At 73.3% G+C, this 14,576-nt stretch carries 10 protein-coding genes and 1 other RNA gene; 1 reads left to right on the plus strand and 10 read right to left on the minus strand.

The window, feature by feature from the left end; genetic code table 11:
• Positions 1-195 precede the first annotated feature (195 nt).
• Positions 196-543 (plus strand): hypothetical protein, encoded by a 348-nt coding sequence (locus BT341_RS45830; RefSeq protein WP_177329029.1) that lies wholly within the window; start codon positions 196-198, stop codon positions 541-543.
• 2,348 nt (positions 544-2,891) lie between these two features.
• Here the strand turns inward: BT341_RS45830 and BT341_RS42670 are convergent.
• The 10 genes from BT341_RS42670 to BT341_RS42715 all read right to left on the minus strand — a co-directional run bounded on the left by BT341_RS42670 (position 2,892) and on the right by BT341_RS42715 (position 14,572).
• A complete protein-coding gene (locus BT341_RS42670) occupies positions 2,892-3,878 on the minus strand; it encodes a C40 family peptidase (protein ID WP_425426508.1) in 987 nt (328 codons plus the stop codon).
• Between the two features lie 17 nt (positions 3,879-3,895).
• Complete coding sequence (locus tag BT341_RS42675) at positions 3,896-4,498, minus strand: hypothetical protein (protein ID WP_072481608.1); 603 nt, start codon at positions 4,496-4,498, stop codon at positions 3,896-3,898.
• A 3-nt stretch (positions 4,499-4,501) separates the two neighbouring features.
• On the minus strand, positions 4,502-6,583 hold the full coding sequence (locus BT341_RS42680) for a hypothetical protein (protein WP_072481609.1): 2,082 nt from the start codon (positions 6,581-6,583) through the stop codon (positions 4,502-4,504).
• Positions 6,584-6,665: 82 nt separating this feature from the next.
• Positions 6,666-9,635 (minus strand): ATP-binding protein, encoded by a 2,970-nt coding sequence (locus tag BT341_RS42685; RefSeq protein WP_072481610.1) that lies wholly within the window; start codon positions 9,633-9,635, stop codon positions 6,666-6,668.
• Positions 9,636-9,638: 3 nt separating this feature from the next.
• Complete coding sequence (locus tag BT341_RS42690; RefSeq protein WP_072481611.1) at positions 9,639-10,118, minus strand: hypothetical protein; 480 nt, start codon at positions 10,116-10,118, stop codon at positions 9,639-9,641.
• A 10-nt stretch (positions 10,119-10,128) separates the two neighbouring features.
• A complete protein-coding gene (locus BT341_RS42695; protein WP_072481612.1) occupies positions 10,129-10,398 on the minus strand; it encodes a hypothetical protein in 270 nt (89 codons plus the stop codon).
• Positions 10,399-10,856: 458 nt separating this feature from the next.
• Positions 10,857-11,711 (minus strand): SCO6745 family protein, encoded by an 855-nt coding sequence (locus BT341_RS42700; protein ID WP_072481613.1) that lies wholly within the window; start codon positions 11,709-11,711, stop codon positions 10,857-10,859.
• 393 nt (positions 11,712-12,104) lie between these two features.
• An RNA gene (gene rnpB, locus BT341_RS42705) (RNase P RNA component class A) lies at positions 12,105-12,502 on the minus strand.
• Between the two features lie 28 nt (positions 12,503-12,530).
• The gene (locus BT341_RS42710; protein ID WP_072481614.1) at positions 12,531-13,772 is read right to left on the minus strand and encodes an NAD(P)/FAD-dependent oxidoreductase; all 1,242 of its coding nucleotides are present in this window, start codon (positions 13,770-13,772) and stop codon (positions 12,531-12,533) included.
• The gene (locus BT341_RS42715) at positions 13,769-14,572 is read right to left on the minus strand and encodes a ferredoxin (protein ID WP_072481615.1); all 804 of its coding nucleotides are present in this window, start codon (positions 14,570-14,572) and stop codon (positions 13,769-13,771) included. The genes BT341_RS42710 and BT341_RS42715 overlap by 4 nt, the downstream gene beginning before the upstream one ends.
• Positions 14,573-14,576: the final 4 nt, after the last annotated feature.

The raw sequence follows: 14,576 nt of genomic DNA on the forward strand, positions 1-14,576 counted from the left end.
GACGGGCCGAGCCTCGGCAGGTGGCACGGGCGGTACGGTGCCGGGCCCCGGGAAGACCGGCCGCGCCGGGGCGGCGTGCCGAGTGGGGAAGGGTGACGGGGTGGATTCGGGCCCGGGGAAGACGGGCTTGGACCGCGCGGGAGCGGTCGGCGGAGGCGGGACTGGACTCCAGGGCGGGTTGGCCACGGGCGGGGGTTGGACCGCCGACGGCGGCCCGACAGGCGGCTGGGCCTGGGCGGGCGGCTGGGCCGCGTTCGGCTGGGGCTGAACGGGCGGCTGCTGAGCCGCGGGCGGCTGGGCCTGAACGGGCGGCTGCTGAGCCGCGGGCGGCTGGGCCTGAACGGGCGGCTGCTGAGCCGCGGGCGGCTGGGCCTGAACGGGCGGCTGCTGAGCCGCGGGCGGCTGGGCCTGAACGGGCGGCTGCTGGGCCGCGGCTGGCATGGCCTGGACGGGAGGTTGGACCGCGGGCGGCTCGACGTGGGCGGGCGGTTGCTGAACTGCGGGTGGCTGGGCCTCAACGGCCGGTTGCTGAGCCGCCGGTGACTGGTGCTGGATCGGCGCCTGCTGCGCAGCCATGGCCGACGGTTCGGACTGAACCGGCGACTGCTGCACAGCCGAGGGCGACTCGGGCCGAACCGGCAGCTGAGGCTGAACTGCGGGCGGCTGAGAGTGCGCCTCAGCAGGCGGCTCGGGCTGGGCCGACGACGGCGGAACCGCAGGCGGCTGCGCCTGCACCGGCGACTCCGGCCGGACTGCCGGCGCCAGGGGCTGGATAGGCGGCGGGGCCTGCGCCGCGGAGTGCGGCTGCCCCGGCTCGTGCTGGGCAACGGCAGCCGGTGACTGGAGCTGGCTCGCTGGCTCAGACTCCGCCGCGGAGGGCGACTCAAGCCCACCCGGCTCCTGCTGCGCGACCGCAGTCGGCGACTGCGACTGGCTTCCCGGCTCAGGCTCCACCGCGGAGGTCGGCTCAAGCCCACCCGGCTTCTGCTTCACAACGCCAGCCGCCGGCTGAGGCTGCGCCACGGAGGGCTGGGGCGGCTCTTGGTGCGCAACCGCACCAGACGGCGACTGCAGCTGGCTCGCCAGCTCAGGCTCCGCCGCGGTGGGCAACTCAGGGTCGCCCGGCTGCCGCTGCCCAACCGCAACAGGCGACTGGGGCTGAGTAGGCTGCTGCGGCTCCGCCGCGGACGGCGGCCCGGCGGGCTGGGGCAATTCTTGGTGCGCGACCGCACCAGGCGGTTGGGGCTGCCCCGCCGACTCAGGCTCCGCCGCGGAGGGCGGCTCAAGCCCACCCGGCTCTTGCTGCACAACGCCAGCCGGCGCCTGCGGCTCCGCCGCGGAAGGCGGCTCCGCCGCGGAGGGCGGCTGTTGGTGCGCAACCTCACCAGGCGACTGTGGCTGACCCGCCGGCTGGGACGCAGCCCCGGCGGGTCCTTGCGGCTGCGCCTGGACCGTCTGCTGGCTCTGCGCCTCCACCGAAGGCAGCGACTCAATCGGCTCCTGTACCGCCTCCCCCGGCTGCGATTCGGCCACCGCCTGCTGTCCCGACGGCTGCCCCTTGGCCTCTCCCGGTGCCTGAGGCCCCGACCCGGCCTGCGGCTGTGACTCAACCGGCGACTCACCGGTCGGTTGTCCATGCGCCTCTCGCGATTGCACCGCGCCCGGCAGCGAACTCGGCGCCTGCGGAACCTCCGCAGATGGCCGATCCTCAGCCGTATCCGGCTCCGGGCCGACCAGCTGGGCTCCCACTGGCTCGGACCCAGCAGTCGCCTCCGGGGCGATGGGTGCCGCCTGCTCTGCCGCGGGCTCCTGCGCGACGGGCAATTCCTGACCGCCGGATACACCCGCTGGGCGCTCCGGGGCTTCCGGCGACTGCGCGCCAGGAGGAAGCGAGGCCGATGGCGGAGTCACCGCCGCCTGCGGCATGGTCGGCGGCCCAGGCTGGAAGTCCGGCGCGACCGGATGGATCGGCTTGTCCGCGGCCGGTTCCGCTGCCGTCTGGACTGCATCCTCCGTGGCCGGACCTTCGGCGGCCCCGGCCGATGACTCCGGGCCCGGCTCATGCCACGCCACCGCACCATGCGGCACTGCCTCATGACGAGGCTGCTCAGGGCCCGCCTCGCCCCACGCCGCCTCACGACGAGGCCGCTCCTCAGCCGCCGGCGGCTGGGCGCCCGACCACGTACCCGGCTCCGGCGCCGCGTGACGAGGACCCGCCTCCCACGAAACCGGCGCCTGCGGCACCGTCCGCCACACCGGGGCCGGGCCGATGTTCATCGGTGCCGGGGCCTGGCCCGGCGGCGCTCCCGGCGGGGGCGGCGAAGGACGGGCCGACGGCTTCGGGATCGGGTCCAGGCACGACACCAGCACCGACGTGTTCTCCGGGTCCTCCACCTTCCGGCCACTGCGCTCGCGGTACACCATCTCGCCGTCGGCGTCCATCTCCACCAGGTAGCCCGCCTCCGCGAGCTGTTCCTCGTCGAGGTCCGCCAACCTCTCGTACCTCGACGGCACCACCCGGTAGATCGGCCACGCCAGCGAAGCGTGCTCCGCGTGGAACTGCGCCAGCAACGCCGCCATCTGCTGCTGCCACGGCAGCGACATGCCCTCCGCCAGCGAGCGCGGCAGCACCACGTACCCCTGGTCCACGCCCGGGTAGCCCTGGCTCAGCTGGTCGGCCAGCGGGGTGCTCGACGCGGGACGTGCCGACTGCCTCGGCGGCTGGGGTGCGCCGAACAGCGCCGCCGGGTCCCGGGGCTCGCCCGCGCCGGACTTGCCTCGCCTGCCGAATTTGCGTCCCACGTGCTCATCCTCTGCCAGTACGCGGCCGCCTGCTCGGGGAAGGAGCCGCGACGTCGGGTGAATCGGCCGAATAGGGCTCTCCACCCATGCTAAACGCCGGGACGGACCGCCTGCGGCACCACTTCGGCCTCGTCGAACGAGAACGCCCGCGTGTGCACCGGCACGCCGGTCTGCTGGGCCTCGACGACCTTGCCGTCGCCCAGGTACATCATCACGTGGTGGATGCTGTTCGGGTCCGCCGGGTCCGTGGCCAGGAAGATCAGGTCACCGGGCTGGGCCTCGCGGACCGGCAGCAACGCGCCCGCGTGGTACTGGTCACGGGACACGCGCGGCAGGATGATCCCGGCCGCCTCGTACGCCCGGAGCATCAGGCCGGAACAGTCGTACGAGTCCGGCCCCGTGGCGCCCCACACGTACGGCTTGCCCTGTTCGCCCAGCGCGAAGCTGATCGCCTTCCCCGCCGCCTGGCTCGGCGGCAGCAGCCGGCCGAGCCCGGTGCCGCAGGCGACGACGTCGACGACCTGCCCGACGTTCTCCACCAGCGTCGCCGCCATCGGCTCCCACTTGTGGTAACGGTCCGGGAAGCCCGAGCGCTCGACGGCCTGCGCCGCGTCGCCGGGACGCTTGTTCTCCCAGTCCGGCACCGCCAGCAGCACGTCGTAGAACTTGTTGACCTCGTACGTCGGGTCGGTGACCTGCGCCTCCGACCCCCAGCCCATCGACGGGCGCATCTGGAAGATGCCGAGGGAGTCGCGGTCGCCGTAGGTCAGGTTGTGCAGCCCCGACTCGGTCATGCCGGCCTGGATCGCGACCTGCCACGCGCGGGGTGCCAGCGACCGCTGCTTGCCGATCGAGACGATCAGCGCGACGATCCCGCGCTGCTCGTCGTCCAGCTTCGACGCGTCGACCGTGCCGCGCTCGCCCTCGCCCGGCTGGGTGGGCCCGACCGAGGCGTCGCAGCTCATCAGCGACACGCCGCGGGCCTGCGCCTGCTGGTTGTCGATGACGACCTTGGCGGCGACCGCGGTCACGACCAGCGCGCCGATCGCGACGAACACGACCAGCCCCAGCCACAACCCCAGCCGCCGCACGATCAGCTCGCCTGGTCGTAGTCGGCGACGCGCCAGCCCGCGTTGGTGTTCACGACCGTGATGGACAGCTTCGGCCCGTCGGTCGGGATCGTCAGCTGCACCGAACTGGTGTAGGACGTGCCGACGACCGGCTCACCGGTGACCTTCGTCGCCGGGATGTTCGCCGGGTCGACCGACGCCATCACCGGCAGGTACTCCTCCGTGGTGAAGGGTTTCAGCTTGGCCAGCCACTGCTCGGACGTGATGCCGGCCGGGTGGTCGACCCAGGCCGCGGCCCACTGCTTGGCGACGCGGATCGCGTCGCCGTTCGGGGCCGCGGTCGTCGGGGTGACCAACGGCGCGGACAGCCGCGTCGGCAGGTTCGACGTCGGCACCGGCGCCGCGACGCCCGGCGGTGCCGATTGGAGGGAGGTCGTGGCCGTGCCCGTCGGCAGGGCCGCCTTGGCCGGTGGCTTGCCGACCACCTTCGGCAGCACGATGCCGAGCGCGGTGATCAGGATGGCGAGGATCACCAGCGCGCCGATGAGGTGCCGCGGCGAGCGCAGCGGCCAGCCCCACAGGCGGCGATAGACCGCGGCGCGGCCGCGGTTGGTGCGGATCGGCATCGGTCACCGCCCCATCACTTGGTCGGTGTCACGCGGTTCCTCACGGACCTCGATGCCCCGCGACGGCCGGTACAGCACGAACACGGGCTTGCCGGCGACGACCTCGGGGTCGACGCGACGCGGCTGGGCGCGCACACCCGGCGCCCGGGGCGCGTCCTGCGCCGGGTAGTCGCTGAAGCCGGACTCGGGCGCCCGCAGGTCGGACGGCACGACGACGGGCTCGGGCTCGTCGCTCCAGCGCCGGTCGGCCACCGGCGAGGTGTCGACGCGCCGGCTCTCTTCCCGCAGGGCCGGCCGCCCGCCGGGACCGACGACGACGAAGTCGCCGGGCTCCCCGTTGGCGGGGTTGTACTGGCCGAACACGGGTGCGCCGGGACGACCGCCCGCAGGCAGCGCGCCCGCGGAGCCGCCGCTGATGGCGCCCGGCCACGGCGCGCCGGACCAGGCCGCGGCCGGACGGGCCGCGCCGGAGCCGTTGTCGAGCCGCTGGGCGTTGGCGAAGATCGTGGCCTCCGGCCGGAACCGGCCGCCACCGGCGGTCGCGCCGAGCGGGCCGCGCTGCTCGCCGTCGACGACGTCGTCGGTTTCGCGGACGTGCTGCCAGAACTCGTCCTGCGGGGTCGGGCCGTTCTGCCCGCGCCGGAAGCGCGAGAAGATCCCGCCACCGGGCGACGGCACGGCGGCGCCGACCATGCTGACCGACATCTCGACCATCTGCCACAGCCGTCGCACCGGCCGCCCGACCATGAACAGCAGCACGGTGATCAGGCCGGCGAGAACCATCTGCGTGAGCATGTTCAGCGTGTTGCCGGCGTCGAAGATGGCCTGCAGCAGAAGCGCGTGCACGCCGGCGAGGACGGAGAGCACGACGAGGTTGAAGGCCACCCCGCCGGCGACCTTGAGCACGCGGCGCAGGATCTCCGGGTGCAGCAGGGCGATGAGCCCGATGAGCGGGGCGGTCAGGGCGAAGAGCCGGATGAGGACCTGCGCGAGCAGGACGCTGGCCTTGGCGAGGAGCTGGAAGAGCGAGTAGACGAGCGCCTGGCCGAGGGAGAGGAAGCCCGCCCCGGTGCGGCCGCCGGCCTCGCCGGTGAAGTAACCGGTGGCGGGGCCGAGCTTGGTGGAGATGTCTTTGTAGGCGTTCTTCTTGCCGTCGATGACGGACTGGTTCCCGTCGTCGCCGTTCACCAGCTGGTTGCGGGTGAACGCCTGCGCGTCCAGCAACGGCTTGCCGTACTGCTGCGCCTGCGGCGCCGAAGGTGTCCCGAACTCCCCGCGCAGCCAGTTGTCGTAGACGATCTGCGTGTGCAGCTGGGTGGGCAGGATGTCCCGGATGATCCGGTCGCCGCTGTCGTCGACGAACCCCGCCTGGATGTTCGTGGTGGTCTGGACGATCGCTTTGTCGATCGGATCGAAGTACCGCAGCATCGCGAGCGAGGACGCCGCCAGCCACACGCCGGCGAGCGCGTACAGCGCCCGTTTGCTGACGGCGGCCAGGTCACCGCGCCAGATGTTGCGGAAGAGCATGATCGAAAGGATCAACGCGACGAGGCCGAACAGCTGGGCGTAGATGTTGTTGTAGACCTTTTCGGCACCCGACTTCACCGCGTTGTAGATCGGGTTCAGCAGGCCGCCCTCGAGCACCGTGTAGTGCAGCGAGTTGGTCGCGCCGACGATGTTCTTGCCCAGGTTGAACAACTGGTTGCCACCCCAGGTGTCCAAAGTGGACCCAGCGGGTGTGAGGTTCAGCGCCGAGCAGTTCGTCTCGAAGGTGTTCCAGACCATGCCGGCGTAGCCGTAGTCGATGTAGGCGCTGTTCGGCTCGCCGTGGCCCTCCGGCGGGTCGATCGCGCCGACCATGCCCGCCCCGGGACGCTCCGGGTTCGGCGCCTCGCCGCAGGCCGCCGCGTTCGCGGCCGGAGCCGTGGCGATGGCCTGCAGGCCGAGCACCAGCATGACGGCGAACATGGTCGCCTTGCGGCCCGGGACGCGGCGCGCCCGCGGGCCTTCCTTGATCCGGCGCTTGAGCGCATGCCATCCGGCGGCCAGCGTCAGCAGCACCGCCAACGTCAGCAGCGTGTTCATGCGGCACCCTCCGCGGTCGCCCGCGGGAGACGGCGGGGCTGCCCCGGATGACCGGGGCGGCTGCTACGGCTCCGGGCGGCGCTCATGCGGCGTCCCGGCCGGTGCCGCCCTTTCCGCCCGTGCGGGCCGGCTGCTGCCCGTGCCCGTTGCCGTTCGGGGACGGCTGGACGCCGCCCTCCACTTCGCCGGTCTCCGACGCCAGGGGGTCCGGGGCACCCAGCAGGTTCTCGTCCGCCAGGCCGACCTCCAGCTCCGCCGCCAGTTCGAAGTCCTGCTCCAGCTCGATGTCGTCCTCCGGTGGGACCGGGACGTACGGCTTCTTCTCCTCCGCCGGGAGCGCCAGCTCGTTGCCCGGACGCCGGGACGGCGCCGCGTCCTTCGAGCCCGGGGTCGTGTCCATGACCGCCCGGAGGTGGTCCAGGTGCGGCCCGGAGAAGTCGACGCGGATGCGCTCCACGCCGCCCGCGCCGTCGCCGAAGATGAACTGGCGCGGCTCCACGTCCCGCTGGAGGTCGCGCTGGCTGCCCGGGCGACGCCCCAACGCCGCCACCACCTGCTCGTACCCGACACCGACCGGCACCTTCAGCAGCCGCAGCGCGTCCGCCTGGGCGTCGTCGTCGTCGAGGCGGCCGACGAACACCGAGTCCAGCAGGGCCACGAAACCCTGGATCTTCAGGAAGTCCGCCGGGATCTGGGACGACAGCAGCACGCGGACGTTCCACTTCCGCGAGTCACGCGCGAAGCGGTTCATCAGCACGCGCCCGGTCGGGACCTCCGACAGGAAGAACGCCTCGTCGATCCAGACGCCCTTGCGCATCTCCTTCGGCTTCTCGTACACCGACCGCTGGGTCAGCCACGCCGCCAGGTTCAGCATCTCGACGCCGAGGCTCTCCGCGTCCGTCCAGTACTCGCGCGGGACGCCGTCCTTCGGCAGCGTCAGGCCCGCCATCGTCAAGACCGTCAGCCGGTCGTCGCGGGTCTCCGAGTACGGGTCCGCGTCCGTCTCCGGGATCAGCAGCGCCATCCGCTCGCGCATCTCGTCGAGGAAGTCCGCGACGACGCCCGCGTGCTCGTGGTGCTCCGACGAATCCCGGCGCAAGGCATCGATTACCTGGCCGGGATCCGCATCGAACCGGCCGCCGACCGCGCGGACCGCGCGCAGCAGCACGATCCGCGTCTGCGCCATCCGCGAGACCTCGTACGGCAGGACACCGGTGAGCACGTCCAGCACCAGACGACGCCGCGTGGCACCCGCCAGGGCTTTCTCGCGGCGCCACGAACGCTCCGGGTCGTCCTCGTCCATGAAGTGCTCGATCAGCGGCTCGGCGACCACCCGGTACGGGTTGAGGATCCCCGGCTGGGCGTTGAGCAGGTTGATCGGGCGGGCGTACGGCCGCAGCTCCGGCAGGTCGCACAGCCGCGACAGCGGGCCGGACGGGTCGAGGATCGTCCAGTTCGCCCCCGCGCGCAGCGTCTTGTAGACGATGCCACCGCCGAGGAACGACTTACCACCACCCAGACCCGCCACCATCGCGGTCAGGCCGGAGCCGTCGCGGATCTCCTGGGCCATCCACGGGTCCCACGCCACCGGGCGCCGCGTCGCCGTGCACGTCTCGCCGAGCAGGATGCCGCGGCGGTCGCCGACCTCCGCGGTCGCCGTCGGGACCGCCGCCGCCGCCCAGACCACCGAGCCGCGGCGCATGTAGGCCGCCGACGCCAGCGGCTCGCCCGGGATGAACTCCCGCGCCATCGCGTATTGCGCTTCGGGGTGCTCGATGGCGATCTTCGGCTTGTACAGGTCGAGCAGCTGCTGGGCCAGGCGCAGCGCGTCGCGCTCGGTCGGACCGGACACCGCCAGCCGCCACCACGAGCGCACGCGGGTGGCGAGCGCGGTGAAGCCCGACGTCATCTCGTCGTCGATCTCCAGCACGCGCCCGGCCTGCCGGGACAGCGATTGCGGCGGCTCCAGCTCGTGCTCGTCGGTGTAGTGCTTGACCTGCGAGCGGACCTTGTTCATCTGCCGCTGCAGCTCGCCGGCCACCTCTTCGGGGCGCCGGACGTAGATGCGCGCGGACACCTCGACCGCGGCGGGCAGCCGATCGGCGTGCTGGATCCACGGGTCGTCGACCTCGGGGATCTGCAGCCCGTGCATCTGCCCGACGGTCAGGATCGCCAGGTGCCGCGAGACGCCGGCGTTGGAGCCGGTGCGGCCGCGGACGGTGACCGTCGGCGCGTACGGCTCGGCGTAGAAGTCGGCGGCGTCGGTGAAGCTGGCCAGGTCCTCCGGCTCCCAGGCCGCGCCCGGCACCGCGGGCATGTTCCGCGGCGCGGGCAGGCCCAGCGAGCACGAGCGGTGCATCAGCCAGGACATCTCCTCGGCGTGCACCGGACGGCCTTCCAGCCCGGCGCTGCCGATGACCTGGTCGAGGTGCTCGACCTCGGAGTCCAGCGCGGTCAGCTCGGCGTCGACGGCCTCGGGCAGGATCTTGCGCAGCACCGGCGCGGCCCGTTCGACCGCGCGGTCGACCATGCGCCGCGTCTGCACCTGGACGCCCAGGTAGACCTCTTTTTCCGCCATCGAGCGGCCCATCAGCTGCTGCTGCTCGCCGATCAGGTAGTCGTCGAACGACAGCGCGCCCGGGACGTCGTCCGGGCGGCCGTGGGCGTTGTAGACGTGCGCCTCGGCCCACATCCGGATCGGGTACGGCCGGTTCGTCACGCGCAGGTGCAGCCAGCGGCCCTGCAGCTCGGCGTACTGGCCGGCGATGGCCGCGATGAGGTCGCGCCGCTGGGAGTCCGAGCGGAACGACCAGCGCTGCGGCGCCAGCCGGTACCAGGCGTAGACCTCGTAGCCCGTGCGGACCAGGTGCCCGTCGATGCTTCGCACCGCGATCGACGGGGTATACGCGGGTATCGCCTGCTCACCGGTCAGGCGCCGGGCCTTGCCGCCGGTCGAGCCGGGCCGCGGCGCGCGGACCTGCTCGGGTGGCTGCCACGCGCCCGCGTGCGCGTCCCGACCCCGTTTTCCTCGGCTACCGCCGCGACCGAACAACGACTACCTCCCGGCCCGGGCCGCGCTGCGGCCCCGGCGCGCTCGTGGTGTTCCCTGGACGACCCCGGCACCCGGCGGGCCGCCGTGGTGCTGGTACTGCCGCCTCCGCTTGTGCTTCGGCAGGGGGCGCTCGGCCCGTACCCGGACCCGGCTGGCGCTGACGGCGCCGCCGGTGCCCGTGGTCACCTCTCTGGGGGTGTTCAGCTCGCGCCCGGCCATCGCCACGACGGTGCCCAGCGGGCGCTCGTGACTGATCTTGGCCGTGAGCAGCCGGGTGATCACGATGGTGGCGACGAACGCCCACGCCGTCGAGAAGAACCCGAAGCTCCACCCCGCCCAGCGCTCGATGCCGAGCACGACGAAGAACGCCGGGATGCCGATGAGCCACGCGACGTAACGGGCTCGCCAGGGAAAAGTCGCTTTCGGCGGGCCGAGCCAGACGGCGTCGACCCGGTAGACCTCGTCATCAGTCCTGATGCGCACGCCGTCCGCCTCAGCCGGTGAACAGGCCGGCGATCCACTGGCCCACGTTCACGCCGGCGCCGCTGACGGCCAGTCCGATGATCGCGAGCGCGATGACCACGCCGGCCAGGCGCCGCATGACGCCCGCGTTGTCGCCCTTGCCACCGCCCAGCCAGAGGAGCAGGAGGGCGACGGACAGCAGCACCAGGGGGATGATGTTGTCGAGCAGCCACTGGCGCACGTTTCCGGTGCCCAGCTGGCCGCCGGCCGCCAGCGTGTCGAGGGTGGTCAAGGTCGTCATCGCGATACTCCCGGTGCGCGGTGGGGCCCGCGCGGTTCTGGCTCAGGCGGTGCTTCGAACAACATCATGGAGGCTACGAGGGGTAGTGGTCAAAGCGCGCTGTGTAGACGACGGCTGGCTTGTCAACCGGTGTGGCGCGCACGGCACACGAAAACTCCACGCCCACCATCATCGCGGCAAGGGCCCTCGGGTTAAAGCCCGGGCACCCATACTTCTCAGTGTGCTGACGAACTCACCCCATTGCCCGGGATTTGCTCACTGTGGGTACTGGCTCCGAGGCCGTTGTGCGGCCCCGGACAGTGTGACATGACCCGATCGGCCCCGTCGCGCGAGTCCGGTCGGTGACCGCCGATCGGCCGGTCCACCGCCATGTCGATCTTGACGACGTCCGCGGTCCGTCACCGGGGGCGCAAAGCTCACGCGCATTTCACTACATAGCGTGATCTTGAAATCAGCCGTCAGGGGCGCCGGAGGGCGAAAACGCCGTCCGGGAAGGCTCCGGCCGCGACGACCCGCGCGCTGAGGTCGCGACCCAGCTGCTCGAGCCGGGCCGTCTTCTCGGGCCCGAGGTGGTCCCACGGGCCGCGCGCGGCGGCCTCGGTCGCGACCTCGACGCGGTCGCGGACGGCCTCGCCCTCGGCGGTGAGCGCGCCGTCGGCGTCGAGGAGGCCGCGGCCGGCGAGCCGGGCTTCGGCGGCCGCCCACTGCTCGTCGCTCCAGCCGCGCGTGAGCTTGGCCGCGGCGGTGACGAACCCGCGCCCGGTCGCGACGTGCGTGACCAGGGCTTCGAGGCCGCTGAGGCCGTTGAGCACCAGTGCGGCGATGTGGCCGTCGCCGCGGTACTCGCGCAGCAGCGTGACGGCGTGCCAGAGGACGAGGTGTGGCTCGCGCGGCCAGGGCAGCCCGGCGTGCGCGGCATAGAGCGGACGGCCTTCGCCGGTGCACCCGGCGGCGGCTTCGCGCGCCAGCTCGGCGGCTTCGGCGACCTCGTCGCTCTTGACGTGGTCGCCGAGCAGGCGGGTCAGCGCCTTGCCGACCCCGTCCAGGCGGGCGTCGAGGACCTGCTGCGGCGTCGCGAGGGTCCAGGCGCGCGGGATCACGCGGGCGACGACCTCGGGGTTGAAGTTGTAGAAGGTGGCGGCGACGACCTCGGGCCCGACGGCTCCCATGGCCGCGGACCGCCCGGCGAAGTAGGGCATCCGCCCGGGCCGCAGCCCGGCGCCGGTGAGCGCGGCATCGACCTCGGGCGCGAAGTACGCGAGGGCGTGCAAGGAATCGAAAGCCGACTTGAACCGCTGTTCGTCACCCGCCATAGCGGCACCCTACTACCGGGTAACCCCGCGGGGAACGCTCCGAAGGTCGGCCCGCGGCCGCGGCGGGTCGGCTCGCGCGCCGGAGGGCCGGTTCGCGCGCCAGGCAGGTCGGCCCGCGGCCGCGGCGGGTCGGCTCGCGCACCGGAGGGCCGGTTCGCGCGCCAGGCAGGTCGCCCGCGCCTCCGGCGGCTCGGCTCACGTGCCGGAGGGCCGGTTCGCTGCCGCGGCGGCTCGGCTCACGTGCCGGAGGGGCCGGTTCGCGCGCCAGGCAGGTCGGCTCACATCCAAAGAGTCGGCCCGCGTCCCCGGCGGCTCGGCCGGTGTGCCGACTGTCCGGGCACACGGGCCGACCTGGGTACACCGACCGACCCTCCGGACACCGGACGGTGGAGGCGGACGAGCGGGCATGTAAGCCGGATCCTGTTCCCCGGTCGCCTTGCGGCTCGCGGGGCGGCGGTCATCCATCTCGGCCTGCCGTCGCCGGCAGGCTCCAGCGGCCTACCCGCAGGCTCGGACGGGCCGTCCTCGAACGCCTGCGCAGGAGCCCGGGGGCTCCCTCTTGGCCTTGCTCCGGGTGGGGTTTACCCAGCCGCCCCGGTCACCCGGGACGCTGGTGGTCTCTTACACCACCGTTTCACCCTTACCCCGGTCCTCGCGGACCGTGGCGGTCTGTTTTCTGTGGCACTTTCCCGCGGGTCACCCCGGGTTGCCGTTAGCAACCACCCTGCCCTGCGGAGTCCGGACTTTCCTCGGGCCGGGTCTCCCCGGCTCGCGACCGCCCTGCCTGCTCGTCCGCGCAGCAGATGGTAGCCCAGGCGCTCAGTGCCCGGCCGCGGCCCGGCTGTGGTGGCGCGGGTGGCGTGGTTCCGGCGGCGGGCCGGACGGCGGGGCCGGGTGCTGGCGGGCGAGCTCGGCCGTCCAGTGCAGCACGGCCGCCGGGCTGTCGAGGCCGACCAGTCCGATCAATCTGCCGCCGCGCACGAACCCGGTGATCGGGCGCGTGCCGGGCACCGGGGACTCCAGCAGGACCGTGTCGGTGCCGAGCATCGGCCGTCCGGCGACCTGGATCCGGACGCCGTGCTGCTCGGACCAGTAGCGCGGCACCGGCGTGTACGGCGGCGATCCCTGCGGCCCGGTCAGCAGGTTCTCCGCGGCCGCCCGGCTCATCTCGACCGCGTTGAGCCAGTGCTCGTCGCGCTGCGGCGCCGGGTCGTAGCGCAGGTTGGGCCAGCGGGCGACGTCGCCCGCGGCGACGATCGTCGCGGAGCCGAGGACGTGGCAGGTGGGGCCGCACACGACGCCGTCGTCGAGGGGCAGCTTCGCGCCGCGCAGCCAGGAGACGGCCGGGACGCTGCCGACGGCGACCACGACGCACGCGACGTCGACGGCCCGGCCGTCGGCGAATTCGAGGCCGACGGAGGTGGGTCCCGGCCGCCACCGGCGGATCGTGGTGCCGAGCTCGAGCCGGACGCCGCGGGCGGTGTGCAGCGCGGTGAGCCAGTCGCCGATGTCCGGGCCGAGGACGTCGGCCATCAGCGGCCGCGCCCGGCCGAAGAGGATGACGTCGCGGTTCATCTCGCGCAGGCTCGACGCGACTTCGCAGCCGATGAAGCCGTCGCCGACGACCGCGACCGGCCCGGCGCCGGTGGCCAGGGCGCGCTGCAACGCGGTCGTGTCGGACAGCGTCCGGACGACGACGACCCGCGGGTGGCCGTGCGGTGCGCCGGGCAGCCGGCGGGGTTCGACGCCGGTGGCGATGATCAGGCCGTCGTAGCGCAGTTCCTCGTCGCGCAGGTGGACGACCTGCCGGTGCGGCGAGAGCCCGGTGACGGGCGTGTCGAAGTACCACTCGGCGTCGACTTCGAGCGGGTCGGCCAGCAGCGTGTCGGCGCGGCTGACCGCGCCGGTGAGCAGGTGCTTGGACAGGGCAGGCCGGTGGTAGGCGATGTCGGGTTCGGCGCCGAGGACGACGACCTCGCCGTCGAACCCGAGCTCGCGCAGCCGTTCGGCGGCGCGCAGGCCGGCCAGTCCGGCTCCGGCGATGACGATGCGTTCGCTCATCGGGTGGCTCCCACCAGGTGGATGGCTCTCATCGGACAGGCGCGCGCGGCGGCGCGGACGTTCGGCGCTTCCCCGGCCTCCGGCCGTTTCTCGTACGCCAGGTGCCCGTCGTGGCCGAGCTGGAAGACCTGCGGCGCCTCGGACTGGCAGACGCCGTATGCATGACAGCGCTGGCTGTCGACATCGACGCGCAACGCCGGCTCGGCCTCTTCGGACGCCGGTCCGACCAGCCCGGCCCGCGCGAGGACCGACGCGGGCAGCACCCGCAGCGCCGACAGCAGCGCGGGCGGCACCAGCAGCGTGATCCCGGCGAGCCAGACAACCGCCAGGTGCCCGCTCGAGACGGCGCCCAGCCAGGCGTGCCCGGCGAGCAGCCCGACGGCGAGGTAGCCGGCCTGGTGGAAGCGGAGCCAGCGGCCTTCCCGGGCCCCGCGGCGCAGGGCCGCGGTGACGGACACCGCGACGACGAGCTCGAGCCCGGCGATGCCCAGCGCGTGCCGCGGCGTGCCGTCGTAGAAGGGGACGAGCAGGTCGGCGACGCCGAACGGGTCGTCCTCGAGGAAGAGGAACGTCAGCCCGTGCACGGTTCCGGTGGCGAGGGCGAACGCGGCGAGCAGCACGTGCCCGCCGCGCAGCGCGTCCTGGCCGGCGGACCGGCGGATCCAGCCGGTGGCGGCGAGCACGCCCCAGCACAGGGTGAGGCACAGGCAGAGGTAGGCGAGGCGGCCGGAGAGGGCGGCGGCCTCGGCGATGCCGGTGTCGTGCGGCGACACCGGGATCAGCGCGGCGGACGGGGACATGGGG

Origin of the sequence: Amycolatopsis australiensis, assembly GCF_900119165.1 — a bacterium.
Classification (GTDB): Bacteria; Actinomycetota; Actinomycetes; order Mycobacteriales; family Pseudonocardiaceae; genus Amycolatopsis; species Amycolatopsis australiensis.

Bases quoted from the DNA above. Each gene is read 5' to 3' on its own strand.
- BT341_RS42695 (WP_072481612.1), bottom strand. From the start codon at position 10,398: ATGACGACCTTGACCACCCTCGACACGCTGGCGGCCGGCGGCCAGCTG.
- BT341_RS42680 (WP_072481609.1), bottom strand. From the start codon at position 6,583: ATGAACACGCTGCTGACGTTGGCGGTGCTGCTGACGCTGGCCGCCGGA.
- BT341_RS42675 (WP_072481608.1), bottom strand. From the start codon at position 4,498: ATGCCGATCCGCACCAACCGCGGCCGCGCCGCGGTCTATCGCCGCCTG.
- BT341_RS42715 (WP_072481615.1), bottom strand. From the start codon at position 14,572: ATGTCCCCGTCCGCCGCGCTGATCCCGGTGTCGCCGCACGACACCGGC.
- BT341_RS42700 (WP_072481613.1), bottom strand. From the start codon at position 11,711: ATGGCGGGTGACGAACAGCGGTTCAAGTCGGCTTTCGATTCCTTGCAC.
- BT341_RS42710 (WP_072481614.1), bottom strand. From the start codon at position 13,772: ATGAGCGAACGCATCGTCATCGCCGGAGCCGGACTGGCCGGCCTGCGC.